Below are 26,510 nucleotides of genomic sequence, written 5' to 3' on the forward strand. Positions count from 1 at the left end.
GACGATGCCTGCAGCAGACCGAGCGCCCCATTTCGTCCGGTCCTTCGAACGCGGACTCGCCGTCATCCGCGTCTTCGGCGCCGACCGGCCGGAACTGACACTCAGTGAGGTCGCACGCGGCTGCGACCTGACCCGCGCGGCGGCACGCCGCTTCCTGCTGACCCTGGTCGATCTCGGTTACGTGAGCACGGACGGCCGCGTCTTCCGGCTCACCCCGCGCGTGCTGGAACTCGGCTACGCCTATCTCTCCGGCTTCACCCTCCCTCAGATCGCCGAGCCCCATCTGAAGCAACTCGCTGAACGAGTGGGGGAGTCGAGCTCGCTCTGCGTCCTCGACGGCGACGACATCGTGTACGTGGCGCGGGTCCCGACCCGGCGCATCATGACGGCGGCGATCACCGTCGGAACCCGCTTCCCGGCCCACGCCACCTCGGTGGGCCGGGTGATCCTCGCGCACCTCACGGACGACGAGATCGACATCCGGCTGGAGCGGGCCGATCTGCGCCCCTTGACCGGGCGGACGATCGTCGCGCGAGACCTGCTGAGAGCGGAACTGGCCCGCGCGCGGCGCCAGGGATACGCCATCGTCGACCAGGAGTTGGAGGAGGGACTGCGCTCGGTCGCCGCCCCCGTGCGCGACCGGGACGGCGCCGTGGTGGCGGCCGCGAACATCCCGGTGCACGCCAGCCGCAACAGCCTCGAATCCGTCCGCCGCGACCTGCTTCCCCCACTGCTGGAGACGGTCGCGCGGATCGAGCGGGACCTGGCGGTCACAGATCCAGGACGAGCCGCCTCCCCAGGCAGCGGGACACACAGATGAGCATCGTCGCGCCCGCCGCCCGCTCCTCGTCCGTGAGCACCGAGTCCCGGTGGTCCGGGGTCCCTTCGAGCACGTCCGTCTCGCAGGTCCCGCACGTGCCCTCGGCGCAGGAGTACAGGACCTCGACACCGGCGGCGCGCACGGTGTCGAGGACGGAGACACCGGGGAGGACGGTGACAGTTCGCCCCGAGCGTGCCAGGACCACCTCGAACCGCGTCTCCCCGCCGGTCCCTCGGTCCTTCGGCCGGAACCGCTCGACGCGCAGGGAGCGGGCCGGGCAGCGCTCCTCCATCGCGTCGAGCAGCGGCCCGGGGCCACAGCAGTAGACGAGGGTGTCCCCGGAGAGCCCGGCGAGCACGGAGGGCAGGTCGAGCATGCCGGTCTCGTCCTGGGGGGCGAGGGTGACCCGGTCCCCGTACCGCCGCAACTCCTCGGTGAACGCCATGGAGCCGCGGGTCCGTCCGCCGTACAGCAGGGTCCACTCGGCGCCCGCCGCCTCGGCCGCGGCGAGCATCGGCAGGATCGGGGTGATGCCGATGCCGCCCGCGACGAAGCGGTAGCGCGGGGCGGGCACGAGCGCGAAGTGCTGGCGCGGGCCCCGGAAGCGGACCGTGTCGCCCTCGCCCAACCGCCCGTGCACGTAGGCCGATCCGCCGCGCCCGTCCGGTTCGCGCAGTACCGCGATCCGCCAGGTCCCGCGGTCCGCCGGATCACCGCACAGCGAGTACTGCCGTGTCAGTTCCGGCCCGAGCAGGACCTCGATGTGGGCGCCCGGTTCCCAGGGCGGGAGTTCGGCACCGAGCGGATGCCGCAGGCGCAGGGCGAGCACGCCGTCGGCGGCGAACTCACTGCACTCGACGACGAGTTCACCCCCGTACGCCTTGCTGTCGGCCGAGCCGGTCACCGCACCCTCTCCACCGGCTTGTCGCCCTCCTCGACCAGCCGGGCCAGGATGCGCCGGGCCGCGAGACCGCCTGCGTCGATGCCGATGCTCAGCTCCTGGTAACCGGCGCGCTCGGAGGCGAGGGTCCGCTGGAGGACGGTGAGCGCGTCGACGTCCTGCATGACGACGGTGTGGTTCAAGTCCCGCATGAAGGCGCTGACTTCGTCGTCCGAGCGGGCGAAGTCGCGCGAGACGGCCCAGAAGTCGTACACCTTGCCGTCGCCGGACGGCGTGATGGCGTACGTGATCTCGGTGTGAAAGGCGTCCGGGTCGCTGCCGTCCGGCTCGGGCAGGACGCCGACCGGAGCGATCCTGCTGTGCAGCAGATAGAGGCAGGGTGCGTGGTACTCGATGTCCTGCCAGCGCGTGATGCGGCCCTCGATGCCGGTCGACCGCGCGTAGAAGGGCGGACACGCGGCGTCGTCCATGCGCCGGGAGACGCGCACGATCCCGGCGTCCTCGTCCACCTCGGTGACGATCGGCGTCTCGGCGACCTCGGGTGTGCCGATGTAGCCGCCGTGCAGATACGTCTCGTGCGAGAGGTCGAGGAGGTTGTCGACGAGGAGTCCGTAGTCCGCGTCGATGGGTTCCATGCCGCTGACGGTCGTCCAGTGGGGCGAGTCCATGTGCGGTGCGCGCGGAACGGAACCCGGGTCGGCGAGCGCGGGGTCGCCGATCCAGACCCAGACGAACAGGTCCTGCTCGACGACCGGGTAGGAGGCGACACGGGCGGTGCGCGGTATCCGCTTCTGCCCCGGCACCGACACGCACGCTCCGGTCGGGTCGTAGGTGAAGCCGTGGTAGCCGCACACGACCCGGTCGCCGTCGAGCCGGCTCTCCGAGAGCGGGAAACGCCGGTGCACGCACCGGTCGGACAACGCGACGACCGCCCCGTCCTCCTCGGTCCGGTAGAGCACGAGCGGCTCACCGAGGACGGTCCGTCCGACGAGCTCCCGCCCGATCTCGTAGGCGAAGGCGACGACGTACCACTGGTTCCTGGCGAAGGCGGTGATGTGCGGCATGGCGATCCCGTCCCTGAGAGCGGGGCACCGTCGCCCCGCGTGCCGTGGTCGCACCCAGCGTCGTGACGTCCGCGAGGGGCGGGCAAGTCGGCTTCCGCCAGGCGGAAGCGTTGCCGCACCTGTTCGCCGGCGGGGCCGGCGCGGGACGGACGGGACGGGTGGAACCCGTCCCGTCCGCCGGCCGGATCGGACGGGTTTCCACCCGTCCGGACCGTTGGCCGGATCCGTTCGTCTGGCGTACCGCCGACCTTCACGCCAGGGACAGAGGGCCCTTTCCTGACGTTCGGTGCGCTTGGAAAACTCCCTTCGCGCACGTTCCATCAACCTCCGGCCAACGGGCCCGTCAGGACAAGAGGTCACCCAGTCATGCCTCAAGTGAATCGGCGCCGTTTCTTCCAGATCGCGGGCGGGACGGCGGCGTTGACCGCGCTGGCCGGCAGCGTCCAGCGCGCGGCGGCCGTGCCGGCGCATCGTCGTTCGGGCACGATCGAGGATGTCGAGCACATCGTCGTCCTGATGCAGGAAAACCGTTCGTTCGACCACTACTTCGGCTCGATGAGAGGCGTCCGCGGCTTCGGCGACCCCCGTCCGGCGTCGCCGGCCGGCACCAAGCCGGTCTGGTACCAGTCGGACGGCACCAAGGACGTGCTCCCCTTCCGTCCCGAGATGGACGACCTCGGTCTCGCGTTCATCAAGGACCTCCCGCACGGCTGGAGTGACGGGCACGCCGCGTTCAACAAGGGCAGGTACGACAAGTGGGTGCCCGCCAAGTCGGCCACGACGATGGCGTATCTGACGCGGGAGGACATCCCCTTCCACTACGCGCTGGCCGACTCGTTCACCGTCTGCGACGCGTACCACTGCTCGTTCATCGGCTCGACGGACCCCAACCGCTACTACATGTGGACGGGGTACACGGGCAACGACGGCAAGGGCGGCGGCCCGGTCCTCGGCAACGACGAGGCCGGGTACGGCTGGACGACGTACCCGGAGCGGCTGGAGGCGGCCGGGATCTCCTGGAAGGTGTACCAGGACGTCGGCGACGGGCTGGACGCGAACGGCTCCTGGGGCTGGATAGCCGACGCCTACCGGGGCAACTACGGCGACAACTCGCTGCTGTACTTCAACCAGTACCGCAACGCCCGGCCGGGCGACCCGCTGTACGAGAAGGCCCGTACCGGCACCGACGCCCGCAAGGGCGAGGGCTTCTTCGACCGGCTCAGGGCCGACGTTCAGGGAGGCACGCTGCCGCAGGTCTCCTGGATCGCCGCCCCCGAGGCCTTCACCGAACACCCCAACTGGCCCGCGAACTACGGCGCCTGGTACATCTCCCAGGTGCTGGACGCGCTCACCTCCGACCCCGAGGTGTGGAGCAAGACGGCCCTGTTCGTCACGTACGACGAGAACGACGGCTTCTTCGACCACCTGGTGCCGCCCTTCCCGCCGCAGTCCGCGGCCCAGGGCAAGTCCACGGTCGACGTCGGCCCGGACCTGTTCGCGGGCGACGCGAGCCACGCGGCCGGACCCTACGGACTGGGCCAGCGGGTGCCGATGCTCGTCGTCTCGCCCTGGAGCAAGGGCGGATACGTGTGCTCCGAGACGCTCGACCACACCTCGATCATCCGGTTCATGGAAGCCCGGTTCGGGGTGCGCGAGCCCAACATCTCGCCCTGGCGGCGCGCGGTCTGCGGCGACCTCACGGCCGCCTTCGACTTCACCCACGAGGACACCGCCCCGGTCACCCTGCCCTCCACCGACGGCTACCGGCCGCCGGACGGCGACCGCCACCCCGACTACGTCCCCGCCCCGCCCGCGAACCCCGTGCTGCTCCGGCAGGAGCGCGGCTCGCGCCCGACCCGCCCGCTCAAGTACGCGCTCCTCGTGGACGGTTCGGCCGACACCGCGGCCGGGAAGTTCACGCTGACCTTCGGCTCCGGCGCCAAGGCGGGTGCCGCCTTCCTCGTCACCTCCGGGAACCGCACCGACGGCCCCTGGACGTACACCGCCGAAGCGGGCAAAACCGTCTCGGACACCTGGAACTCGGCCTACTCGGGCGGCTCGTACGACCTCACCGTGCACGGTCCGAACGGCTTCCTGCGCACCTTCAAGGGCGCCAACAGGACGGCGGGACCGGAGATCACCGCCCGGCACACCGGCTGCGACGTGGAGCTCACCTTCGTCAACAAGGGTGCCGCCACGGCGACGCTCAGGCTCACGAACGGCTACGGCGGACCGGCGCAGGTCGTCCGGGTCCGGGCGGGCGCGACCGTGAGGCACACGGTGGATCTGGCGGCGAGCAAGTGCTGGTACGACCTCGGTGTCGTCGTCGACGGACAGCCGGGGTTCCTGAGGCGATTCGCCGGGCATGTCGAGAATGGTCGGCCCGGTGTGAGCGACCCTGCACTCATCACGGTCTGATGGGTCCACAACTGACCGTTGTCTTCCGGCCATGTCACGGTAGGGTGCCCCGGTGACGACGCATTCGAACACTCCTGCAGGTTGGTACCCGGACCCGAACGGGAAGCCCCAGACACAGCGTTACTGGGACGGCTCGCAGTGGACCGACCAGGAGGCTCCGGCCGGACAGCAGGTGCCGCACCAGGGCACGCCGCCCCAGCACGCCTTCCCCCAGCAGGCCACCGCACCCGATCCGCGGGTCCAGAGCCAGGTGCAGCAGCAGGCCGGGGTGGCCCCGAGCGGTGCCGGCGGCGGCACCCTGTTCACCGAGCCGGTCCTGGTGGTGAACCAGAAGGCCAAGCTGATCGAGCTGACCAACGAGTACAAGGTCATGGACCAGCAGGGCAACCCGATCGGCTCGGTAACCGAGGTCGGTCAGGGCGTGCTGAGGAAGATCCTGCGGCTGGTCTCCAGCCTCGACCAGTTCCTCACGCACCGGCTGGAGATCCGCGACGCCCACGGTCAGCCGCAGTTGCTGCTGACCCGGCCGGCGAAGATATTCAAGTCCCGCGTGATCGTGACCCGTCCGGACGGCTCCACCGTGGGTGAGATCGTCCAGAAGAACATGATCGGCAAGATCAACTTCGCGATGAACGTGGACGGCCGGCAGGTCGGCGCGATCAAGGCGGAGAACTGGCGTGCCTGGAACTTCGCGATCGTCGACGAGTCGGAGAAAGAGGTGGCCCGGATCACGAAGACCTGGGAAGGCCTCGCCAAGACGATGTTCACGACCGCGGACAACTACGTCCTGCAGATCCACTTCCAGCTTCCGGAGCCGCTGCTGAGCCTGGTCGTCGCGACGGCGCTGACCGTCGACACGGCGCTCAAGCAGGACTCCCGCGGACTGGGCTGACGGACGCGGTCATACGGACACGGACATACGGAAGGGCGGCCGCGGATCTCTCCGCGGCCGCCCTTCCGGCATCCGCCGTCCGTCTCCTACAGGGACGTCAGATGGCCCGAGTCGCTCTGCCGGGGCACCAACGAGGGTTCGTACACGGCTCTGTTCGGCCCCAGCGCCAGCACCGCGGCGACCGGGTGGTCGTCGTCCACCAGACCCTCCAGATGGGCGACCGCCGGCGCAGCCGCGGGCTCGGGCGTCGAACGGGACAGCGTCACCACGCCCCACGCGGCGACCGACGCTCCCGCGAGCGCCAGCAGCAGGCCCGCGGCGCCGCCCTGGAGACGTTCGCCGAGCAGGGACAGTCCGATCGCCGCCGCGGCCAGCGGATTGGCGAGCGTCACGACGGCCAGCGGTGCGCCGAGCCCGCCCTGGTAGGCGGTCTGCGACAGCAGCAGGCCGCCGGCCGCGAAGGCCGCCACGAGCAGGGCCACCACGACGACCTGCGCGCTGAACGGCGAGTCCGAACGGTCCGTCGCGGCGACCGTCACGGTCTGGGTGAGGGCCGAGGCCACACCCGAGGCGAACCCGGAGGCCGTCGCGTGCCGCAGTCCCGGCCGGGCACCGCGCGCCAGTACGCCGATGACCGCGGCGGTCGTGCCCGCGACGGCGAGCGCCTGCGGCAGGCTCAGCACCTCGTCCGGAGCGGTCCCGGACGCCGTGACGAGCAGCGCGGCGAGTCCGGTCAGCGTGAGCGCCGTACCGCGCCACTCGACCGCGCTCACCCGCCGTCCGGCGAGCCGCGCACCCAGTGGCACGGCGGCCACGAGGGTGAGCGCCCCGAGCGGCTGGACCAGCGTGAGGGTGCCGTACTTGAGGGCCGCCACGTGCAGCAGTGCGGCCGAGGCGTTCAGGGTCACCGACCACCACCAGGCACCCTGGGCCAGCAGGCCCAGCGTGCCCGTCTCCGAGCCCGCCGACCGGGCGGCGAGCCGCTCCTGGGCGACGGCCGCGGAGGCGTAGGCGACGGAGGAGAACAGGGACAGGACGACGGCGGCGAGTGTCGGGTTCATCGCCCCGCTCCCACGAGTTCGGGCAGATCGCGTACGGGCGTCTTCGCGAGCCCGTGGGCCGGGAGCCGTCCCGAGGTCGTCGCCGTCCGGCGCGGCGGGTGGACCACGGCCAGGGCGACGCAGAGCAGGGCGGTCGCGGCGATCGCGTCCAGCCAGTAGTGGTTCGCGGTGCCGACGATCACCAGCAGGGTGAGCAGGGGATGCAGCAGCCACAGCGCGCGCAGGCGCGACCGGGTCGCGGTGATGAGGCCGATCGCGACCATCAGCGCCCAGCCGAAGTGCAGTGACGGCATCGCCGCGAACTGGTTGGCCAGGGCGTCGGCGGCCGGGTGCGCGCCGTACACGGTGGGCCCGTAGACCTGGCCGGTGTCGACGAGGCCCGTCCCGGCGAGCAGCCGCGGCGGTGCGAGCGGGAACACGAGGTGCCCGACCAGGGCGGCGGCGGTGACCAGGGCGAGGATCCTGCGGGCCCACACGTAGTGCGCGGGGCGCCGCAGATACAGCCAGACCAGGAAGGCGACCGTGGCCGGGAAGTGGACGGTCGCGTAATAGGTGTTCGCGAGGTGCACGAGCGTGTCGCTGTCCAGCAGCGCGCCCTGTACGGCGCCCTCGCCCGGCAGGTGCAGGGTCCGCTCCCAGCCCCAGACGCGGTGCGCGTCGGCGAAGGCCTCGTCCGTGCGGCCGGTGGCCAGCAGCCGGCCGGCCTTGTAGACGACGAAGAGCCCGACGACGAGCAGTAGCTCCCGCAGCAGCGGCGGGCGCGCCACCGTGTCGTCCGGTCGCGCTCCGATGCCGTCCGGGCGCGCGTCGGCGCGCGTGGGCGATTGCGTGAGCGGCCGCGCGTGAGCGGCCGCGTCGGCCGACGCGGCCGCGGGTGGAGCCGCGTCGGGCGGCTCCGTTCGTGAAGCGGATGCGGATGCCGGATCCGCAGGCTCGGTTCGGGAATCCATCCCCGGCCCCCTTGCTGACGTTCTGAAGTCGTACGTGCGCGGTGAGCCCAGGACAGGATCCACTCGGCCTTCCCGGTGGGGGAGCGGAGTAGGTCCTGTCCGAGGCTCATCGATACGGCAGTGTACCGATACGACGGTGTACCGATACGCGAGTGTACCGATACGGATGCGTACCGGTACCCTCGCGTATCGATTACACTGAACGCAAGACCGCACCGGTGTATGCCGGATCGAGCGAGGAGAAGCGCCATGACGTCGCAGGCCGCGGACGGACCGGAGACGGTCGTCGCCTCGCGCCGCTCCAAAATCACGCCCGAGCGTGAGCAGGAGTTCTTCGACGCCGTGCTCGAACAGATCCGGGAGTGCGGGTACGAGGCGCTCACCATGGAGGGTGTCGCCGCCAGTACCCGGTGCAGCAAGTCCACTCTCTACCGGCAGTGGAAGACGAAGCCCCAGTTCGTGGCCGCCGCGCTGCGCAACAACCGCTGCCCGCGGTTCACGGGGATCGACACCGGCTCGCTCGCCGGCGACCTCCGCGCGGCGGCGGCCGCCGCGGGCGAATGGTCGGCCAGGGACAGTACGCAGCTCCTGCAGGGCCTCGGCAATGCCGTCATGCAGGACAAGGAGCTCCAGCAGGCCCTGCGCGACGCGCTCGTCGAGCCCGAGGTGGCCGAGCTGCGGCAGATGATCACCCGCGGTGTCGAGCGCGGTGAGGTCGACGCCGGGCACCCGGCGCTGGAGTTCATCCCGGCCCAGATGCTCGGGGTCCTGAGGGTGCGCCCCCTGCTGGACGGGCAGTACGCGGACGCGGCGTATCTCACACAGTTCGTGGAGGCCGTCGTGCTGCCGACGCTCGGTCTCACCTGAGTCTCAGGCCGCTGTCCGTGGGATGACCGGACGTCGGCCTGTTCCGCGCCGCACCGTGGGGACGGGGGCGGCGCGCACCCCCCGGCCGGGTGGGGTTCCCCTTGAGCGGAGGGGCGCTCCACCCGGCCGATCCACGTCCACGGTGTCCCGGCGCCGGGACGAAGGTGTCCCGCGTGGGCGGCTTCAGATGTTCACTGACGCTTTCAGACGTTCTGGCCGTTCCCGCCGGTTCCGCTCGCGACCTTGATGCCCTTGGTGATGGTGTCGATGATCGACTGCTGCGGGGCCTTGGAGCTGACGTCGAGACCGAAGCGGACGACGACCAGGGAGCCGTGGTCGGCGGGGGACGGGAACACGAGCGATTCGACGTACCCGTCGTCACCCTTGCTCGTCACGACCTTCCAGCGCACCAGATAGCCCTTCTCGCCGGCCACCGTGACGGCCTTCGAGGCGAGCTCCGTGTGCGAGGTGATCGAGCCGTAGCCCTCGCCGTACGACTCGGCCGCGTTCTTGGAGATGTCCTCCTTGGCCGCCGCCTCCGCCGTCTTGGACTTCAGCTTCTGCGCCGTCGCCGGGGCCGAGTAGGCGCCGCCCCGCTGGCAGTTCTTCGAGGTGTCGCCGGGGCATTTGTAGGTGTCCTTGGTGGAGACCGCCGCCGTGCCCGCGCCGCTCTGGCCCGTCCAGCCGTCCGGCACCGGGATGGCGATGCCGTTGTAGACGTCCGTGGCGAAGCCGGGGTCGGTCTCCGGCCGGCCCGACTCGCCGGGCGCCGGAGTCTGCCCGCCGGAGCCACCGGAACCATTGGGGTCACCAGGGCCCCCTTGACCGTCCGAGCCGCCGGAGCCGCCGGGCGCCCCGCTGGGACCGCCCTCCTGGCCGCCGCCGGGCCCCCACGGTCCGCCCTGGCCGTTCGGCCCGCCGGAACCGGGCGAGGCCGCGCTGCCGCCGCCTCCGCCGTCGCTGGTCAGCGCGTACACACCGCCGCCGATGCCGGCGAGGACGGCGACCGCCGCCGCGACCGCTATGCCCGTGCGCAGCCCGCGCCGCGGGCCGCTCGGGGCGTACGCCGGATACGGTGCGGCCCCCGCCGGGTATGCCGGGGGACCCCATCCCGCCGCCGACCCGACGGGGCGGACCTGGTCCGTCCATGTCCTACCGTCCCACCAGCGCTCGGTGGCGGGAGCGTCATCTGTCTGCCCGGGGTCGGGATACCAGCCGGGGGGAGTCACCTGCGTCATGGGCCCACCGTATGAGCCCAGGGTGAAAGGCGGATGAGAGGGTCCCCCAAGGCCCTCGGGGACCTGACGTGACCATGCGGAAACTCCCACCGGACGGATGAAGAACGCCTGTGCCAGGAGCGCGCCCGCCCCGCACCGCCCCCGGGCCGGCGGCCGCACTCCGGGGAGTGGGGCGCGCGAGCCCGGGACGCCGGACACGAACGGCTCGGCCGGACGTCCGCGGGGGCCGCGAGCGCGGCCGCGCGAGGGCCCGGAAGACGAGGGCGTGCAGGTCACCCGTCGCGCGCCGGGGCGCTTGTGCCGGTTCTTCCCCGAGGGAGCGAGGTTTCCCGGAACGCGCCCCCGCCCGGTGCGCGAGAGAGGAAGATTACCTTCATTTGCCCGTTGATTGACTGTCCGTCACTCCCCTTTGGGACTACGGCATGTCCGGCGGAGAGGCCTCCGCGAGTCCGCCGTCACCCGTCTCGGCAACTGGTGCCGGGTCCCGCCTCCGTCGTGGCTTCCAGGAGGCTAGGCTCGTTGCAGTTACGTCGTTTGGGCGACCTGGGGAGGTAGCGGGATGACGGAGGTACGACCCGGAGCGGTCGCCTCGGCTTCCCTGTGGGAGCGCGAGGAGGAGGTCGCCACTCTCGAAGAGGCGATCACCGCGCTGCGGGCTGAATCCGGGACCTCGGGCGCCCTGCTGGTGCTCAGCGGAGAGGCGGGTCTCGGCAAGACCGCCCTCCTCGCCGAGGCGCGCAGGATCGCGGAGAGCAACGGCTGTGCCGTGTGGTCGGCACGCGGCGGCGAGACCGTCACGTCCGTCCCCTTCAACGTCGTACGGCAGTTGCTCCAGCCGGCCCTCGTCTCGCTGCTCCCCGAGGAGGCGCGCGAATACCTGGGGGACTGGTACGACATCGCGGGACCCGCCCTCGGCATAGCCGAACCGGGTGACCGGCAGCCGGACCCGCAGGGCGTCTGCGACGGTCTGGTCGCCGCGGTCCGGCGTCTCGCGAAGCGGGACTGGCCGCTCGTCCTGCTCATCGACGACGCGCACTGGGCCGACCAGGAGACCCTGCGCTGGCTCGCCGCGTTCGCCGAGCGCCTGGACGACCTGTCCGTCCTCGTCGTGGTGGCCCGCAGGCCCGGCGGGGTGAGCGGCGAGAGTTCCCGGCTGCTCGACGCGGTGGCCGCCGTGGGCCGTCCGGTCGCCACCCTGACCGCGCTGACCCCGGCCGCCACCGAGGGACTGACCCGCGCCACCCTCGGCGAGCAGGCCGACGCGCCCTTCTGCCGCGAGGTGTGGGCGGTCACCGGCGGCAACCCGTACGAGACCGTCGAACTGCTCGCCAAGGTCCAGGACAGCGAACTGGAGCCGGTCGAGGGCTCGGCCGCCGAACTGCGCGACCTGAACCGCTCCGCTCGCGGCCGCGGGCTCGTCGCCCGCCTCGAAGGACTGGGGATCGACGCCACCCGGTTCGCCTGGGCGGCCGCCATCCTCGGCACCGGCATCTCCCTCGACCTCGCCGCCCAACTCGCCGGAATGCCCGACGAGGAGGCCTCCCGCTGCGCCGAACTGCTGGGCGCGGCACGCATCCTGACGACCGTCGGACCCACGAACGGCCACCGGCAGGACGGCGAGCTGGAGTTCGTGCACCCGCTCATCGCCACCGCGGTCTACCGCTCGATCCCGGACGCCCTGCGCACGGCGATGCACGGACAGGCCGCCTGGGCGGTCACCGAGTCCGGACGCGGCGCGGCCGCGGCCTCCCGCCATCTCCTCGAAGTGCATCCGGACGACGATCCCGAGCTCGTCGAGCAGATGCGTGAAGCCGCCCGCGAGCACCTCGCCGTCGGCGCGCCGGACGCGGCCCGGCGTTGCCTGGAACGGGCGTTGAAGGAGCCGCCGCTGCCCGAGGTGCACGCACGGGTGCTCTACGAACTGGGCTGCGCCACGCTCCTGACCGCGCCGTCCACGACCATCGGCCATCTCCGGGCCGCGCTCGAACGGCCCGGACTCGAGGACACCGTGCGGGTCGACGCCGTCTTCCGGCTCTCCCAGGCGCTGCTCCACAACAACCAGTTGGACGAAGCCGTCCGCACGGTCGACGCCGAGGTCGAGCGGCTGGAGCCGGGACCCGCCCGGATGCGGCTCCAGGCCGTCCACTACATGTGGGAGGGCATCCACGCGGGCGAGGAGCGCGCCGGACACTCCAGCGGTCTCGCCGAACTCGTCACGACCTGCACGGGGCGCGACAACTCCGAGCGCGCGCTGCTCATACTGCGTGGCTTCGACGCGATGACCCGCGGCGAGAACGCCGAGGAGGTCGTGGAGCTGTGCGACCGGTCCCTCGTCAACGGCCGCCTCGCACCCGGACTCGCCTGGACCGACACCGAGTGGGGCGTCGAGCTGCTGCTCATGCTGGGCAGCGCGTACGCCTACACGGACCGTCTCGACCGGGCCGAGAGCCTGTTCAGCGAGGCCCTGCACGCCTATGTGAAGGCGGGCTGGAGCGGCGGTCACCTCTCCCTGGCCAACGCCTACCTCGGACTCGCCCACCGCAGGCGGGGCCGCCTCGCCGACGCCGAGCACTACCAGCGCGAATCGCTGCGCCTCGCGGAACGGGTCGGACGCGGGCTGCCCCTGTACTGGTCGGTGACCTGCGGGCTCATCGACACGCTGCTGGCCCGTGGACACGTCCAGGAGGCGGCGGAGATCGCCGAGCGCTACGGCTTCGCGCCTCCGTACCCGTCCACGATCGTCCTGCCCGACACCCGCTCGGTGCGGGGCCGACTGCTGCTCGCCGTCGGCCGCACCAAGGAGGGCATCAACGAACTGGAAGCGGCGGAGAAGGCCGCAGCCTCCCGCGGCCACCACAACACGGTGCTCGCGCCGTGGGCCGTCGACCTCGCGAGGGCACTCGCCAACGAGGACCCCGCACGCGCCGCCTCGCTGGCCGGTGACGCCCGCCGCCAGGCCGAGCTGTTCGGTACCGACACGGCGATCGGCGAAGCCCTGCGGTGCGCCGCCGCCCTCGAGACCGGTCAGCGCGCGGTCCGGCTGGCGGCCCAGGCCGTCACGTACCTGGAAGCCTCCCCGTGCCAGTACGAACACGCGGCGGCCCGCGTCGAGTACGGCATCGCGTCCCGCTCGGCGATGGAACTGAACAAGGGCCTGACCCTGGCCCGCGCCTGCGGAGCGGACGGCCTGGCGACGAAGGCGGAGGCGGCACTGACGGGCCTGTGACGAGCCCCGGCCGCCTCCTGGGCCGGCGTGCGCCGACGTCCGTCCGCGGCCCGGCCAGGGGCGGCACGCCGGCGCCCGCCGACAGCGACGGCAGCCCGCGTGTGCCCCGGCCCGGGTGGCAGCCCGCGGCGCTCCTTGGCCGAGGCGACGGCCGGCGCGTGCGTCTGGCCGAGTCGGCAGCCTGCGGAGGAACTCTGGCCGGTGCGGGCCGCCTGCGAGGGCCCCCGGCCAGGACCGGCGGCCCGCGAGGACCCCGGGACGGGGGTCAGTCCGATGAACCCGTCGGGGAGTCGTCGTCCTCCGTGTCGTCCTCCGCCAGTACCCGCTGGGCCACCGCGAAGGCCGAATTCGCGGCCGGGACACCGCAGTAGACCGCCGTCTGCAGCAGCACCGCCCCGATCTCCTCGGGTGTGAGGCCGTTGCGCCGGGCCGCGCGGACGTGCATCGCCAGCTCGTCGTGATGGCCGTGGGCCACCAGCGCGGTCAGCGTGATCATGCTGCGCTCACGGCGGCTCAGTGTCGTGTCGGTCCAGATCTCGCCCCAGGCGTAGCGCGAGATGAAGTCCTGGAACCGGGCCGTGAACGGGGTCTGGCGGGCCTGCGCACGGTCCACGTGCTCGTCGCCGAGGACCTGACGGCGTACCTCCATGCCGAGCCGGGCACCCCCCGCCGAGAAGTGCGCGCGCAGCGCCGTCAGCACGGCCTCCGGGCACTGGGCGGGCGCCAGATGGGAGGCGCCCGGGATCTCCACGAGCGCCGCACCCGGCACCGCGTCGGCGATCTCGCGCAGATGCGCGGGCGGTGTCGCGGGGTCCTCGCGCCCCGCGATCAGCAGCGTCGGTACGGTGATCGACGCCAACTCCTCGCGGAGGTCGAACGCGGCGAGGGCGTCGCAGCAGGCGGCGTACGCGGCCGGGTCGGCGTCGCGGTGGTCCTGGACCAGCTCCGGCACGGTGAAACCGGCGGTGAACCAGCGGGCGTCGGCGGTCGCCGCGACGGGCCCGAGGCCCTCGCGGCGCACCAGTTCGGCCCGTTCCTCCCACGGCTTCGACCCGTTGAAGTGGGCCGAGGAGCAGATGACGGCGAGCGACGAGAGCCGTTCGGGGTGGTGGACCGCCAGATGCAGCCCCACCGCCCCGCCCAGGGACACACCGGCGTACGCGAAACGCCCGATGTCCAGGGAGTCGGCCAGCTCCAGCACGAGCCCGGCCAGGTCGGCGACCGTCGCGCCCGGACCGATCGGATCGGAGGGCGCGCCGCCGTGCCCGGGCAGGTTCCAGCGCACCACCCGGTGGGACGCGGACAGTTCGGGCGCGATCCTGTCCCACAGGGCGTACGACGTCCCGAGCGAGGGACCGAGGAGGAGCGGGGGAGCGGCCGGGGACCCCTCGGCGCGGTGGGTGAGCAGGTTCGCGGTCAACGTCGCTCCAGAGCACGGTCGGTGAGGACTCCGGCGGAGCCCGTGTAGCGGGTCGGGTCGGTCAGGTCGGCGAGGTCGACTCCCGGAAGGTCCTTCAGAGCGGGCTCCTCGCCGAGCACGTCCGCGAGGGGCCGCCGCTCACCTGCGGCCCGCTCGGCGGCGCGCGTCAGCAGTTCCCTGGCACGCGCCCGGCCGAGAACCGGGGCGAGTTCGGCGGCAAGCCGTTCGGACACGATCAACCCATGCGTCAGGCCCAGGTGTTCCCGCATGGCGTCGGCGTCGACCCGTAGGTTCCCGGCCAGTTCGGCTGTGTCGCGGGCCGCTCCGCCGGTCAGCCGGAGCAGATCGCGCAGGGGTTCCCACTCGGCGTGCCAGGCCCCGGCCGGCCGTTCGTCCTCGGCGGCCAGCGCGCCGTACAGGGTGGCCGCGAGCAGCGGGGCACGCCGGGCGGCGGAGGCCACGAGGGTGGCCCGCACCGGGTTCGCCTTGTGCGGCATCGCGGACGAGCCGCCGCCGGACCCCTCGGCCAGCTCGGCGATCTCGGTGCGCGCGAGGGTGAGGACGTCGACGGCCGTCTTGCCGAGCGCGCCGGCCGTGAACGCCAGGGCCCCGGCCAGGTCGGCGATGGGCGTGCGCAGGGTGTGCCAGGGCAATGCCGGTTCGGCGAGGCCGAGTTCGCGGGCGTACGCGGCGGTCAGGGCCCGGGTGTCGTCCGCGCCGAAGGCGGTGAAGGCGGCCAAGGTGCCCGCCGCGCCGCCCAGTTGGGCGGGCAGTGAGGTCCGTACGGCGCGCAGCCGGTCCCGGGCGTCGAGCACCAGGGACCGCCACCCCGCCGCCTTCAGCCCGAAGGTCGTCGGCACCGCGTGCTGGGTGAGCGTGCGGCCGGGCAGGACGGTGTCCCGGTGCCGTTCCGCGAGCCGCGCGAGGTGGTGCCCGGTCCGTTCCAGGTCGTCCAGGACCAGGTCCAGGGTGCGGGCCGCGACGAGCATGGTGGCCGAGTCCAGGATGTCCTGGCTCGTCGCGCCCCGGTGGACGTACGGGCCGAACTCGGTGGCGACGGCGGCCGTCAGGTCCGTGACCAGGGGGATCACCGGGTTGCCGCCGCCCCGGGCGCGCAGCGCGATCGACGCGAGGTCGAAGTCCGCGGTGCCGGCCGCGCGGGTCACCGCCGTCGCGGCTTCGGCGGGGGCCAGACCGAGGGACGCCTGGGCCCGGGTCAGGGCGGCCTCCGCGTCGAGCAGGGCCCGCAGATAGGCGGCGTCGCTCGTCGCGGCCGACGCCGGGGAGCCCACCCGGCCGGGAGCGAGCAGGCCGATGTCGGAGGCGAGGGGGTCGGCGGCTGTCACCGGAACTCCAGGAAGACCGTCTCGCCCTCGCCCTGAAGGCGGATGTCGAAGCGGTGCGTCCGCCGCGCGCCCTCGGCCGCGATCAGCGTGGCGCGCCGCTCGTCCGGCAGCGCGTCGAGCAGCGGATCCGTGCCGTCGGCCAGATAGGCGCGGGTGAACAGGTGGTGGGTCAGACCGCGCGCGAAGACGCACACGGCGATGTACGGCAGCCCGGTGTTCCCCGGTGGCAGGGTGCGCAGCGCGTAGCGGCCGTCGGCGTCGGTGGCGACCCGGCCGAAGCCGGTGAAGTCGACGCCGTTGCGGCCGAGGAACCCGCCCGTGGACGGGTCGCGGCGCAGGGAGCCGGGGGTGCCGGTGAGCGAACCGTCGGGCGCGGCCTGCCAGAAGTCGAGCAGGGCGTCGGGGACCGGCGCGCCCGCCCCGTCGAGGACGTGGCCGTGCAGGGTGACGGTGTCGGGGTGGCCCGGGGGCGCGATGTCGCCGCCGCCCGGGAACGGCAGCGCGTGGCCGTAGAAGGGGCCGATGGTGTGGGCGGGAGTGGGGAGCGGTCGCTCGGCCATGCTCATCGGCCTTCCTCGATCCAGGTGGCGGAGGGACCGTCGAGGACGATGTCCCACGCGTAGCCCAGGGAGAACTCGGGCCGCGAGAGAGCGTGGTCGTACGTGGCGATCAGCCGGTCGCGGGCCGCCGGGTCCGTCACGGACCGCAGGATCGGGTCGTAGGGGAACAGCGGGTCGCCCGGGAAGTACATCTGCGTCACCAGTCGCTGGGTGAACGCGGTGCCGAAGACCGAGAAGTGGATGTGCGCGGGCCGCCAGGCGTTGGTGTGATTGCCCCAGGGGTACGGTCCCGGCTTGACCGTGGTGAACGTGTACCGCCCCTGATCGTCCGTCAGGGTCCGTCCCAAACCGGTGAAGTTGGGGTCGAGCGGGGCCGGGTGCTGCTCGCGCAGATGGGCGTACCGCCCGGCGGCGTTGGCCTGCCAGATCTCGATGAGCTGGCCGCGCACCGGCCGGCCCTCGCGGTCGAGCAGCCGGCCCGCGACCGTGATCCGCTCGCCGATCGGCTCGCCCCGGTGCTGGAGGGTGAGGTCGTTGTCGATCCCGGTGATGTCGGTGACGCCGAAGACGGGACCGGACAGCTCGACGGTCTCCGGATCGCCGCCGCTCACCGCGACCAGCGGCCGCTTCGGGTGGCGGAGCCGTGAGCTGCGGTACGGGGGGTAGTCGCGCGCGGGGTGGTGCCGCACGGGCGCTCCGCCGGCCACCGCCTTGTCGTACGCGTCCTGGTGATCCTTGATCTCGGCGTCGATGTCCGACTGGGTGGGAGTCATGGTCGGGTTCCTAGCGTTCGAGGACGAGGGCGAGGCCCTGGCCCACACCGATGCAGAGGGTGGCGACGCCGACTCCGCCGCCCCGACGGGCGAGTTGGTGGGCGACGGTTCCGGCGAGCCGGGCGCCGGAGGCGCCCAGGGGGTGGCCGATTGCGATGGCGCCACCGAGCGGGTTGAGGATCGCGGGGTCGAACTCGGGCCATTCCGCGAGACAGCCGAGGACCTGGGCGGCGAAGGCCTCGTTCAGCTCCAGTGTCGACAGGTCGTCAAATCCCTTGCCCGCCTTGGCCAGAGCGCGGTTCACGGCCTCGACGGGGGCGAGTCCGAAGTACTGGGGGTCGATCGCGGACACGCCGGTCGCGGACACCCGGGCGAGAGGTTCGCGGCCGGTGGCCCGCAGACCCTCCGCGTCGGTCAGCAGCAGGGCGGCGGCACCGTCGTTGAGCGGCGAGGCGTTGGCCGCGGTGACCGTGCCGCCCTCGGTGCGGAAGACCGGCTTCAGCCGGGCCATGGCGTCGAGGGACGCGTCGGCGCGTACGCATTCGTCGGCGTCGAACACGACGGCATCGCCCTTGCGCCGGGGCAGGGACAGGGGGGCGATCTCGGCGTCGAACAGGCCCTCATCCTGGGCCCGGGCCGCCTTCCGGTGGCTGGCGAGGGCGAACTCGTCCTGTCGCTCACGGGTGATCGTGTGCTTGTCGGCGATGAGTTCGGCGGACTCGCCGAGCGGGATGGTCCACCGCGGGTCCATCCGCGGATTGACCATGCGCCAGCCGAGCGTCGTGGAGTACAGCTCGGTGTGCCCGGCGGGGAACGGCTTCTCGCTCTTGGGCAGGACGTAGGGCGCGCGGGTCATCGACTCGACGCCGCCGGCCAGGACGATCGACGCGTCGCCGAGCGCGATGGCGCGGGCCGCCTGGATGACCGCTTCGAGCCCGGAGGCGCACAACCGGTTGACGGTCACGCCCGGCACGGAGGTGGGCAGCCCGGCCAGCAGCGCGGCCATCCGGCCCACGTTCCGGTTCTCCTCGCCCGCGCCGTTGGCGTTGCCGACGTACACGTCCTCGATCCGCGCCGGGTCCAGGTCCGGGGTGCGGGCGAGGAGTTCGCGGACGGCGTGGGCGGCGAGATCGTCCGGTCGGACACCGGCGAGCGAACCGCCGTACCTGCCGAACGGGGTCCGTACGGCATCGACGATGTAGACGTCCTTCACAGCCGGATCCCTTCCACGACACGGACCTCGGCGGCGGTCCTCGCCACGACCTCCGCGACCGTGACGCCCGGCGCGGTCTCCACCAGGAGCAGGCCCTCGTCGGTGACGTCGAGGACGCCCAGATCGGTGATGATCCGGTTCACACAGGCCTTCCCGGTGAGCGGCAGCTCGCACTCCCGCAGGATCTTGGGCGAGCCGTCCTTGGCCGTGTGCGTCATCACCACGATGACCGTACGGGCCCCGTGGACGAGGTCCATCGCCCCGCCGATGCCGGTGATCATCTTGCCGGGGACGGCCCAGTTGGCGAGGTCGCCGCCGGCCGACACCTGCATCGCGCCCAGCACCGCGACGTCGATGTGCCCGCCGCGGATCATCCCGAAGGACAGTGCGGAGTCGAAGTACGAGGCACCCGGCAGGACCGTGACGGTCTCCTTGCCGGCGTTGATGAGGTCGGGGTCGACCTGGTCCTCGGCCGGGTACGGGCCGGTGCCGAGAATGCCGTTCTCCGACTCCAGGATCACCTCCACGCCCGGGGGGAGGTGATTGGGGATCAGGGTCGGCAGGCCGATGCCGAGGTTCACGTACTGGCCGTCCGTCAGCTCCCGCGCGGCGCGCGCGGCCATCTCTTCCCTGCTCCAGGCCATCACTCGCTCACCGTTCCGTCCGCCGCGGACGCCGAGACCGTCCGCTTCTCGATCATCTTGGCGCTCGCCTGCTCGGGAGTCAGGGCCACGACGCGCTGTACGAAGATGCCGGGCAGATGCACGGCGTCCGGATCGATCCCGCCCGGCTCCACGAGTTCCTCGACCTCGGCGATCGTCACCCGGCCCGCCATCGCGGCGAGCGGGTTGAAGTTCCGGGAGGACTTGTTGAAGACGAGGTTGCCGTGCCGGTCGCCCTTCGCGGCCCGTACCAGCGCGAAGTCGGTGCGGATGCCGTGCTCCAGCACGTACTCGGTGCCGTCGAACTCGCGCACCTCCTTCGGCGGGGAGGCCAGCGTGACACCGCCGTGGCCGTCGTACCGCCACGGCAGCCCGCCCTCGGCGACCTGTGTGCCGACCCCGGCGGGCGTGTAGAAGGCGGGGATCCCGGCACCGCCGGCGCGCAGCCGTTCGGCCAGCGTGCCCTGCGGGATCATCTCGACCTCCAGCTCGCCGGACAGGTACTGCCGGGCGAACTCCTTGTTCGCGCCGATGTACGAGCCGGTGACACGGGCGACGCGTCCGGCGGCGAGCAGGGTCGCGAGCCCGGAGTCCATGGCCCCGCAGTTGTTGGAGACGACCCCGAGTCCCTGGACGCCGCGCTCGTGCAGAGCCGCGATCAGCACGTTCGGTACGCCACTGAGGCCGAATCCGCCGACCGCCAGGGTCGCCCCGTCCGGTACATCGGCCACCGCCTCCAGTGCCGTGGCGACCACCTTGTCCATCCGTGAAGCCTCATCTCTTCCGACTGCCCCGGCGCCCAAATTAATCAGGGCACTGATTAATTCTTCGAGGTGCTCAGCACGCTGCCACCCGGACATCGGTCCGTCAAGACCCCAGATGGGCGCGCACATACATACGAACTGCATGGCCGACTGGGGCGGGACAGCCGTCGAGGGGGACAGGTATCGTTCAGTGCACAAACGAATTCGGTACGGATGACGTCAGGAGCGCACATGGCCGCGGTGGACCTCTCCACCCATCCCGGGCACCTGGCCCGGCGACTTCAGCAGGCGCACTACCTGTTGTGGAACACGATGGTCTCCGAGGAGATCACCTCGCCCCAGTTCGCGGTCCTGAACGCGCTCGTCGCCGAGCCCGGCCTCGACCAGCGCACGGTGGGGGAGCGGGTGGGGCTCGACCGGTCCACGATCGCCGAGGTCATCAGCCGGCTCGGGCGCCGCGCGCTGCTGGACAAGGTGCGCGACCCCGAGGACGGGCGGCGCTACCTGCTCCGCCTCACGGACGACGGGCTGCGCGTCCACCGCAAGCTGACCGTGCGCACCGCGCGCATGAACCAGGTGTTCCTGGCCCCGCTCTCCGCCGAGGAACAGGGCCTCTTCCTCGACCTCATCCAGCGTGTCTCGGACGCCGCCGAGGGGCTCCGCAACCCCGCGGAACCCCTTCGCGCGCAGCACTGAGGCGCCTCTCACGCCTTGGCCAGGACCACCCACACCTGGCCCGGCGCGAAGTTCATCGGCGCGCCGTCCGGGGTGGTGAACCGGGTGCCGTCGCTCGCCTCGGGGCGCGTCCAGTTCGCGTCGAAGGCGCGGCCGTCGCGCAGCACCTGGGCCGTGCCGGAGCCCACCGACTCCGTGAACGGCGTGTTGTTGCCGAGGAAGTCGTGGTACTTCGACGTACGGACCTTCACGTACTGGATGACCACGGTCGCCGGGGCCACCGTCTTCCCGTCGGTCGTCACCGTCGGGGTGCCGTCCATCGCCACCAGCCAGCGCCCCCGTTCGGCGGACCAGGTGAAGGTGAAGCGGGCCGACGGGAAGCGGACCGTGCGCGAGGTCTCCGGGGTGCCGCCCGAGGGTGCCGCACCGAAGTGGAAGCCCGTGGTCAGCGCCGCGTCGCCGGGCACGGAGTCCATCAGCCGCCGCGGACGCAGATACAGATTGTGCGGAGCGGCCTTGCCCGCGCCCCGGTACCAGGCGTCGGGCACCTTCCCGGCCGGCTCGGGATCCAGCGGGGCGTCGTCGATCAGCGGCAGCAGCTTGTGCTGGGCCCCGGAGAAGGCGAGCGTCGGGTCGTGGAACTGTCTCAGCAGTTCGAGATCAGACTCGCGGGCACTGCGTACGGGCCCGACGGCGTCGGGCAGGGTCCTCGCGAAGACCGCCATCAGCCGGCTCAGACCTCCCTCGACCTGCTCCGCGTAGACCACGTCCGCCGCGTCGAGCCCCGTCTGGGGGCGGGCGTCGGGCGCGTTGTCGATCTTCACGGCGAGCACCGGACCGGCGTTCACCGTGCCGGTCCCGCTCTCGCTCGGGCTCTGGCTCTGACTCGGCGACCTGCCGTCGTCGGTGGCTCCGCCCCCCGAGGTGCAGCCCGATATCAGGGAGCCCGTCACCGTGACGGCCAGCAGTCCCGCCGTCCACGCGCCCCGCCGCGTCCGCACCATCTCTCGCATGCCCACCGTGCCACCTGTCCCGTGCCATCGATTTATGCGTTCATCAGTTCATCGGTGGCCGTACCCGATCGTTTCTGATTGCGCGAGGCGACTGAGACGATCGGCTCAGCGGGACGATCCGTGCAGGGTCGAAGGGGGTCGCGGAGGCGACGATTCCGTGCCGGTGCCCCGGCTCTGCCCGGCTGTCTCAGCTCCGCGGCCCCAGAATCTCCGCCAGGTCGTAGCCGACCGGCTCCTCCAGTTGTCCGTACGTGCAGCTCTCGGCGGTGCGGTCGGGACGCCATCGGCGGAAGCGGGCCGTGTGGCGGAACCGTACGCCGTTCTCCATGTGGTCGTACGCCACCTCGGCCACCCGCTCGGGCCGGACCGGAATCCAGGACAGGTCCTTCTTCGCCGACCACCTGCTGGGCGCGCCCGGCAGCCGGGCGCTCTCGTGCGCCGACTCCTGCGCCCAGGCCGCCCACGGATGCTCGGCCGCGTCCTCGAGCCGCAGGGGCTCCAGTTCCTCCACCAGTTCCGCCCGCCGCTTCATCGTGAACGCGGCGCTCACGCCCACGTGCTGGAGCGTGCCCCCGGTGTCGTACAGCCCCAGCAGCAGGGACCCGACGACCGGCCCGCTCTTGTGGAAGCGATAGCCGGCCACGACGACATCCGCCGTCCGCTCGTGCTTGATCTTGTACATGGCCCGCTCGTCCCGCAGATACGGCAGCGTGAGGGGCTTCGCCATGACCCCGTCGAGCCCCGCCCCCTCGTACTGCTCGAACCACCGCCGCGCCACCTCGCGGTCCGTGGTCGCGGGCGCCAGGTGCACCGGTGCCGTCACCTCGGACAGCGCCTTCACCAGCAGCGCGCGCCGGTCGGTCAGCGGCACGTCGAGCAGGGAGGCGTCGGCCAGGGCCAGCAGGTCGAAGGCCACGAAGGAGGCGGGGGTCTTCTCGGCCAGCATCCGCACCCGCGAGTCCGCCGGGTGGATCCGCTCCGTGAGCGCGTCGAAGTCGAGCCGCCCGTCCCTGGCGATCACGATCTCCCCGTCCATCACACAACGCTCCGGCAACCGCTCCCGCAACGCCTCCACCAGCTCCGGAAAATACCTGGTCAGCGGCTTCCCGGTACGGCTCCCGATCTCCAGCTCGTCCCCGTCACGGAACACGATCGCCCGGAACCCGTCCCACTTCGCCTCGTAGTGCATGTCCGGCGGGATCTTCGCCACGGACTTGGCGAGCATCGGCTTCACGGGGGGCATGACCGGCAGATCCATACTTCGATTCTGCGCGGTGGCGCGGGCATCCGCCCGGTGTGCGGGGCCCGCGAGCTGCGCCTACCGTGGCTCGCATGGGCGATGCGGTGGAACTCGAAGCGGCCGGCAGGAGCGTGCGTCTGTCCAGCCCGGACAAGATCTTCTTCCCTGAGCGGGGGTTCACGAAGCTGGACCTCGCCCAGTACTACCTCGCCGTCGGCGACGGCATCCTGCGCGCCCTGCGCAACCGTCCCACCACGCTGGAGCGCTACCCGGACGGGGTGACCGGCGAGTCCTTCTTCCAGAAGCGGGCGCCCAAGAACATGCCCGACTGGATCCCGACCGCCCACATCACCTTCCCCAGCGGCCGCAGCGCCGACGAGATGTGCCCCACCGAGCCCGCCGCCGTGCTGTGGGCCGCGCAGTTCGGCACGCTCACCTTCCATCCCTGGCCGGTCCGCCGCGAGGACGTCGACAGCCCCGACGAACTGCGCATCGACCTCGACCCGCAGCCCGGCACGGACTACGCCGACGCGGTGCGCGCCGCCCACGAACTGCGCGAGGTCCTGCACGAGTACGGCGGCCTGCGGGGCTGGCCCAAGACCTCCGGCGGCCGCGGGCTCCACGTCTTCGTGCCCATCCAGCCGCGCTGGACCTTCACCCAGGTGCGCCGGGCCGCCATCGCCGTCGGGCGCGAGCTCGAACGCCGTATGCCCGACCAGGTCACCACCGCCTGGTGGAAGGAGGAGCGCGGCGAGAAGATCTTCGTGGACTACAACCAGACGGCCCGGGACCGCACCATCGCCTCGGCCTATTCCGTACGTCCCCGCCCGCACGCCCCGGTCTCCGCACCGCTGCGCTGGGACGAGGTGCAGGACGCCAGACCCCGGGACTTCGACCTGGCGACCATGCCGAAGCGCTTCGCCGAACTCGGCGACGTGCACGCCGACATGGACGAGCACGCCTTCTCGCTGGAGGCCCTGCTGGAACTCGCCAGCCGCGACGAGCACGACCACGGCCTCGGCGACCTCCCGTACCCGCCCGAGTACCCGAAGATGCCGGGCGAGCCCAAGCGGGTGCAGCCGAGCCGAGCGAAGCACGAGGACGCCTAGGACCCGGGGACACTTCCGTCAAGTCGCCCTGTGGGGAGACCGGTTCGAGCCGTTTTCGATGATCGGGGAGCACCCCCACGGAGCGAGCGGTCGCGCGGCTATCCTGATCGGCATCCGCCGAGGAGGTGCCCTGAGGTGACCGAGACAGTGTCGCGCCCCACGCTGGAGGCCGTGGCCGCGCGGGCCGGGGTCTCCCGGGCCACCGTGTCACGGGTCGTGAACGGCGGGGACGGAGTCCGTGAGCCGCTCGTCGAGCGCGTGCGCCGGGCCGTCGAGGAACTGGGTTACGTTCCGAACCAGGCCGCCCGCAGCCTCGTCACCCGGCGCCACGACGCGGTCGCCGTGGTGATCGCCGAGCCCGAGACACGCGTCTTCGCCGACCCGTTCTTCGCACTCCAGCTCCGGGGCATCAGCAAGGAGCTGACGGCCAACGACTCCCAACTGGTCCTGCTGCTCACGGAAGGGCGCGACGATCACGCCCGCGTCGCCCGCTATCTCGCCGGCGGCCATGTCGACGGCGCGCTCGTGTTCTCCCTGCACCTCGAGGACCCGCTGCCGGGCCTCATCCACGGCGCGGGCGTGCCGACCGTGTTCGGTGGACGGCCCGGCTGGGGCGACGGCGTCCGCGAAGCGGTGTACGTCGACTGCGACAACCGCGGCGGAGCCCGCCAGGCCGTTCGCCATCTCCTCGGTCTCGGGCGGACGCGCGTCGCCCACATCACCGGTGCCCTCGACCAGACCTCCGCGGTCGACCGGCTCGACGGCTTCCGGGACGTCATGGCCGACGCCGGTCCGGAGCTCGTCGCACAGGGGGACTTCACCCCCGCCGGCGGCGAACGCGCGATGCGGGAACTCCTGGAGCGCCGCCCCGACGTCGACGCGGTGTTCGTGGCGAACGACCTGTCGGCCCTCGGCGTGCTGCGCGTGCTGCGCGAGCACGGACGACGGGTGCCCGAGGACGTCGCCGTGATCGGCTTCGACGACATGCTGCCGATCGCCGAACAGACGGATCCGCCACTGACGACGGTGCGTCAGGAGATAGAGGAGATGGGCCGGTTGATGGCCCGGCTGCTGATCCGCGGCCTCGAGGGCGGCCCCGCCGCGCAGGACCCGGCGCCCGACCCCGGCGGAGTGGTCCTGCCGACGACGATCGTGCGACGGGCCTCCGCGTAGGGCTGAAGACCATGGTGCGAGGGGCTTCCGTACAGTGACGACAGCCCCGGCGCCCCGGACGATTCAGCTCTGCCGCGGGGCGCTCTTGATCACCGCGAAGCGTGCCCCGTACGGATCGGCGAGCTTGGCCATACGGCCGACACCCTCCATGTCCGTGGCGGGCATACGCACCGCACCGCCGAGTTCCCCGGCCTTGGCGACCACGGCGTCCGTGTCGGGGACCTCGATGTACGGCAGCCAGTACGCGCCGGTCCTCGCCTCGACCGGGTCGTCCGCGAGCGGCATCAGACCGCCGAACATGCCCTCCTCCTCGGTCTCCGCCGGGTTGACGCAGGTGTAGGTCCCGCCCGGGAACTGGGCCGCCGTCGTGTGCCACCCGAAGACGGCGTTGTAGAACCCGGCGGCCGCCGCGATGTCCGGCGTGCAGAGCTCGACCCAGCACAGCGAACCCGGGTCGCCCGCCATGCCCAGGCCCTTGGTCCGGCCGGGCTGCCACACGCCGAAGGTCACGCCGGCCTGATCGGCGAGCATGGCCATGTGGCCCTCGCCCATCACGTCCATGGGCGGCATGAGCACCGTGCCCTTGTGCTGCTCGACCGCTTTGGCGGTGGCTTCGGCGTCGGCGGTCTGGAAGTAGACGTTCCAGGACGGCGGGCCCTGCTCGGCGGTGACCTGCATACCCCCGGCCACGGTCTTGCCGTCCACCTGGAAGAACCCGTAGCCACCGGCGTCCGGCCCCGCCGACTCGAACCGCCAGCCGAAGAGGCCTCCGTAGAAGGCGATGGCGCCTTCGATGTCGGCCGTGCCGACATCCAGCCAGTTCGGGGAGCCGTTGACAAAGCTGGTGGTGAGCATGATTGCCCTCCTTTGAGGGGTCCCGTTGCCTTTGATGCCGAGTCTTCCACCGCCCACTGACAATCGCCCCGGAGACGCGCAAACCGGCCGGAACGGCGGCGCCCGTCACTCCGAGTGTCCACCGGGATTCGTATCGTCGCCGGGTTCTCCCGCGCGCCGCCGTGCCCGAGACCATCCCGCGGGGCCATCATCGAGGCCGCCGGAAGCCTTGGTACACCGCGTTGATCCCGCGTTGATCGAACGTTTTTCGCCGCCGGGCACGCTGTGACC

Annotated in this window: 23 protein-coding genes; 8 read left to right on the forward strand and 15 right to left on the reverse strand. The window is 72.0% G+C overall.

Annotation, left to right across the window (positions count from 1 at the left end):
* Positions 1 to 4 precede the first annotated feature (4 nt).
* Positions 5 to 820: an IclR family transcriptional regulator C-terminal domain-containing protein gene (locus ACIQ7M_RS02280; protein WP_389840482.1), complete on the forward strand. Its 816-nt coding sequence runs from the start codon at positions 5 to 7 to the stop codon at positions 818 to 820.
* Here ACIQ7M_RS02280 and ACIQ7M_RS02285 read toward each other — a convergent pair.
* Both ACIQ7M_RS02285 and ACIQ7M_RS02290 read right to left on the reverse strand, forming a co-directional pair.
* A complete protein-coding gene (locus ACIQ7M_RS02285) occupies positions 771 to 1,724 on the reverse strand; it encodes a PDR/VanB family oxidoreductase (protein ID WP_403638818.1) in 954 nt (317 codons plus the stop codon). The two genes, ACIQ7M_RS02280 and ACIQ7M_RS02285, sit on opposite strands and share 50 nt — an antisense overlap.
* On the reverse strand, positions 1,721 to 2,785 hold the full coding sequence (locus ACIQ7M_RS02290; protein ID WP_403638820.1) for a Rieske 2Fe-2S domain-containing protein: 1,065 nt from the start codon (positions 2,783 to 2,785) through the stop codon (positions 1,721 to 1,723). The genes ACIQ7M_RS02285 and ACIQ7M_RS02290 overlap by 4 nt, the downstream gene beginning before the upstream one ends.
* A 366-nt stretch (positions 2,786 to 3,151) precedes the next feature.
* Between ACIQ7M_RS02290 and ACIQ7M_RS02295 the strand changes: the two genes are divergently transcribed.
* Positions 3,152 to 5,203, forward strand: a complete 2,052-nt coding sequence (locus ACIQ7M_RS02295; protein ID WP_403638822.1) for a phosphocholine-specific phospholipase C — start codon at positions 3,152 to 3,154, stop codon at positions 5,201 to 5,203.
* 52 nt (positions 5,204 to 5,255) lie between these two features.
* Complete coding sequence (locus ACIQ7M_RS02300; RefSeq protein WP_403638824.1) at positions 5,256 to 6,095, forward strand: phospholipid scramblase-related protein; 840 nt, start codon at positions 5,256 to 5,258, stop codon at positions 6,093 to 6,095.
* An 86-nt stretch (positions 6,096 to 6,181) separates the two neighbouring features.
* Here ACIQ7M_RS02300 and ACIQ7M_RS02305 read toward each other — a convergent pair whose 3' ends face one another.
* Together ACIQ7M_RS02305 and ACIQ7M_RS02310 are read right to left on the reverse strand one after the other, a co-directional pair.
* On the reverse strand, positions 6,182 to 7,156 hold the full coding sequence (locus ACIQ7M_RS02305; RefSeq protein WP_403638826.1) for a DMT family transporter: 975 nt from the start codon (positions 7,154 to 7,156) through the stop codon (positions 6,182 to 6,184).
* On the reverse strand, positions 7,153 to 7,923 hold the full coding sequence (locus ACIQ7M_RS02310) for a phosphatase PAP2 family protein (RefSeq protein ID WP_403638828.1): 771 nt from the start codon (positions 7,921 to 7,923) through the stop codon (positions 7,153 to 7,155). Before ACIQ7M_RS02310 ends, ACIQ7M_RS02305 begins: the two co-directional genes overlap by 4 nt.
* 432 nt (positions 7,924 to 8,355) lie before the next feature.
* On the opposite strand from ACIQ7M_RS02310, the gene ACIQ7M_RS02315 reads away from it, so the two are divergent.
* Positions 8,356 to 8,973 (forward strand): TetR/AcrR family transcriptional regulator, encoded by a 618-nt coding sequence (locus tag ACIQ7M_RS02315; RefSeq protein WP_355768262.1) that lies wholly within the window; start codon positions 8,356 to 8,358, stop codon positions 8,971 to 8,973.
* A 203-nt stretch (positions 8,974 to 9,176) separates the two neighbouring features.
* On the opposite strand, the gene ACIQ7M_RS02320 is transcribed toward ACIQ7M_RS02315, so the two are convergent.
* Positions 9,177 to 10,211: a DUF2510 domain-containing protein gene (locus ACIQ7M_RS02320; protein ID WP_386983370.1), complete on the reverse strand. Its 1,035-nt coding sequence runs from the start codon at positions 10,209 to 10,211 to the stop codon at positions 9,177 to 9,179.
* Positions 10,212 to 10,770: 559 nt separating this feature from the next.
* Here ACIQ7M_RS02320 and ACIQ7M_RS02325 point away from each other — a divergent pair.
* A complete protein-coding gene (locus ACIQ7M_RS02325) occupies positions 10,771 to 13,437 on the forward strand; it encodes an ATP-binding protein (RefSeq protein ID WP_403638831.1) in 2,667 nt (888 codons plus the stop codon).
* 265 nt (positions 13,438 to 13,702) lie between these two features.
* Here the strand turns inward: ACIQ7M_RS02325 and pcaD are convergent, their stop codons facing one another.
* From pcaD to ACIQ7M_RS02360, 7 genes are read right to left on the reverse strand one after another with little or no spacing between them, the layout of a single operon-like run.
* Positions 13,703 to 14,857: a 3-oxoadipate enol-lactonase gene (gene pcaD / locus ACIQ7M_RS02330; RefSeq protein ID WP_403638833.1), complete on the reverse strand. Its 1,155-nt coding sequence runs from the start codon at positions 14,855 to 14,857 to the stop codon at positions 13,703 to 13,705.
* Positions 14,854 to 16,203 (reverse strand): 3-carboxy-cis,cis-muconate cycloisomerase, encoded by a 1,350-nt coding sequence (gene pcaB / locus ACIQ7M_RS02335; protein WP_403638835.1) that lies wholly within the window; start codon positions 16,201 to 16,203, stop codon positions 14,854 to 14,856. Before pcaB ends, pcaD begins: the two co-directional genes overlap by 4 nt.
* Positions 16,200 to 16,763, reverse strand: a complete 564-nt coding sequence (gene pcaG / locus ACIQ7M_RS02340; RefSeq protein ID WP_403638837.1) for a protocatechuate 3,4-dioxygenase subunit alpha — start codon at positions 16,761 to 16,763, stop codon at positions 16,200 to 16,202. The genes pcaB and pcaG overlap by 4 nt, the downstream gene beginning before the upstream one ends.
* A gap of 2 nt (positions 16,764 to 16,765) precedes the next feature.
* Entirely contained in the window at positions 16,766 to 17,536 is a 771-nt protein-coding gene (pcaH, locus tag ACIQ7M_RS02345; RefSeq protein ID WP_403638839.1) for a protocatechuate 3,4-dioxygenase subunit beta, read from the reverse strand.
* Between the two features lie 10 nt (positions 17,537 to 17,546).
* Positions 17,547 to 18,749: a thiolase family protein gene (locus tag ACIQ7M_RS02350; protein ID WP_403638841.1), complete on the reverse strand. Its 1,203-nt coding sequence runs from the start codon at positions 18,747 to 18,749 to the stop codon at positions 17,547 to 17,549.
* Positions 18,746 to 19,393 carry a CoA transferase subunit B gene (locus ACIQ7M_RS02355; RefSeq protein ID WP_355768239.1) on the reverse strand — a complete coding sequence of 216 codons (648 nt, stop codon included), beginning with the start codon at positions 19,391 to 19,393 and terminating at the stop codon, positions 18,746 to 18,748. The genes ACIQ7M_RS02350 and ACIQ7M_RS02355 overlap by 4 nt, the downstream gene beginning before the upstream one ends.
* A complete protein-coding gene (locus ACIQ7M_RS02360) occupies positions 19,393 to 20,175 on the reverse strand; it encodes a CoA transferase subunit A (RefSeq protein WP_355768236.1) in 783 nt (260 codons plus the stop codon). The genes ACIQ7M_RS02355 and ACIQ7M_RS02360 overlap by 1 nt, the downstream gene beginning before the upstream one ends.
* Positions 20,176 to 20,406: 231 nt before the next feature.
* Between ACIQ7M_RS02360 and ACIQ7M_RS02365 the strand changes: the two genes are divergently transcribed.
* The gene (locus ACIQ7M_RS02365; protein WP_355768233.1) at positions 20,407 to 20,871 is read left to right on the forward strand and encodes a MarR family transcriptional regulator; all 465 of its coding nucleotides are present in this window, start codon (positions 20,407 to 20,409) and stop codon (positions 20,869 to 20,871) included.
* An 8-nt stretch (positions 20,872 to 20,879) separates the two neighbouring features.
* On the opposite strand, the gene ACIQ7M_RS02370 is transcribed toward ACIQ7M_RS02365, so the two are convergent.
* On the reverse strand, positions 20,880 to 21,863 hold the full coding sequence (locus ACIQ7M_RS02370; protein ID WP_403638844.1) for a DUF3048 domain-containing protein: 984 nt from the start codon (positions 21,861 to 21,863) through the stop codon (positions 20,880 to 20,882).
* Between the two features lie 187 nt (positions 21,864 to 22,050).
* Complete coding sequence (locus tag ACIQ7M_RS02375; RefSeq protein ID WP_403638846.1) at positions 22,051 to 23,121, reverse strand: ATP-dependent DNA ligase; 1,071 nt, start codon at positions 23,119 to 23,121, stop codon at positions 22,051 to 22,053.
* A gap of 74 nt (positions 23,122 to 23,195) precedes the next feature.
* Between ACIQ7M_RS02375 and ligD the strand changes: the two genes are divergently transcribed.
* Together ligD and ACIQ7M_RS02385 are read left to right on the forward strand one after the other, a co-directional pair.
* On the forward strand, positions 23,196 to 24,212 hold the full coding sequence (gene ligD, locus ACIQ7M_RS02380; RefSeq protein WP_355768227.1) for a non-homologous end-joining DNA ligase: 1,017 nt from the start codon (positions 23,196 to 23,198) through the stop codon (positions 24,210 to 24,212).
* Between the two features lie 135 nt (positions 24,213 to 24,347).
* Complete coding sequence (locus ACIQ7M_RS02385; RefSeq protein WP_403638849.1) at positions 24,348 to 25,385, forward strand: LacI family DNA-binding transcriptional regulator; 1,038 nt, start codon at positions 24,348 to 24,350, stop codon at positions 25,383 to 25,385.
* A 63-nt stretch (positions 25,386 to 25,448) separates the two neighbouring features.
* On the opposite strand, the gene ACIQ7M_RS02390 is transcribed toward ACIQ7M_RS02385, so the two are convergent.
* Entirely contained in the window at positions 25,449 to 26,240 is a 792-nt protein-coding gene (locus ACIQ7M_RS02390; protein ID WP_403638851.1) for a VOC family protein, read from the reverse strand.
* Positions 26,241 to 26,510: the final 270 nt, after the last annotated feature.

Origin of the sequence: Streptomyces sp. NPDC096324 (genome assembly GCF_044763015.1) — a bacterium.
Taxonomy (GTDB): Bacteria; Actinomycetota; Actinomycetes; order Streptomycetales; family Streptomycetaceae; genus Streptomyces.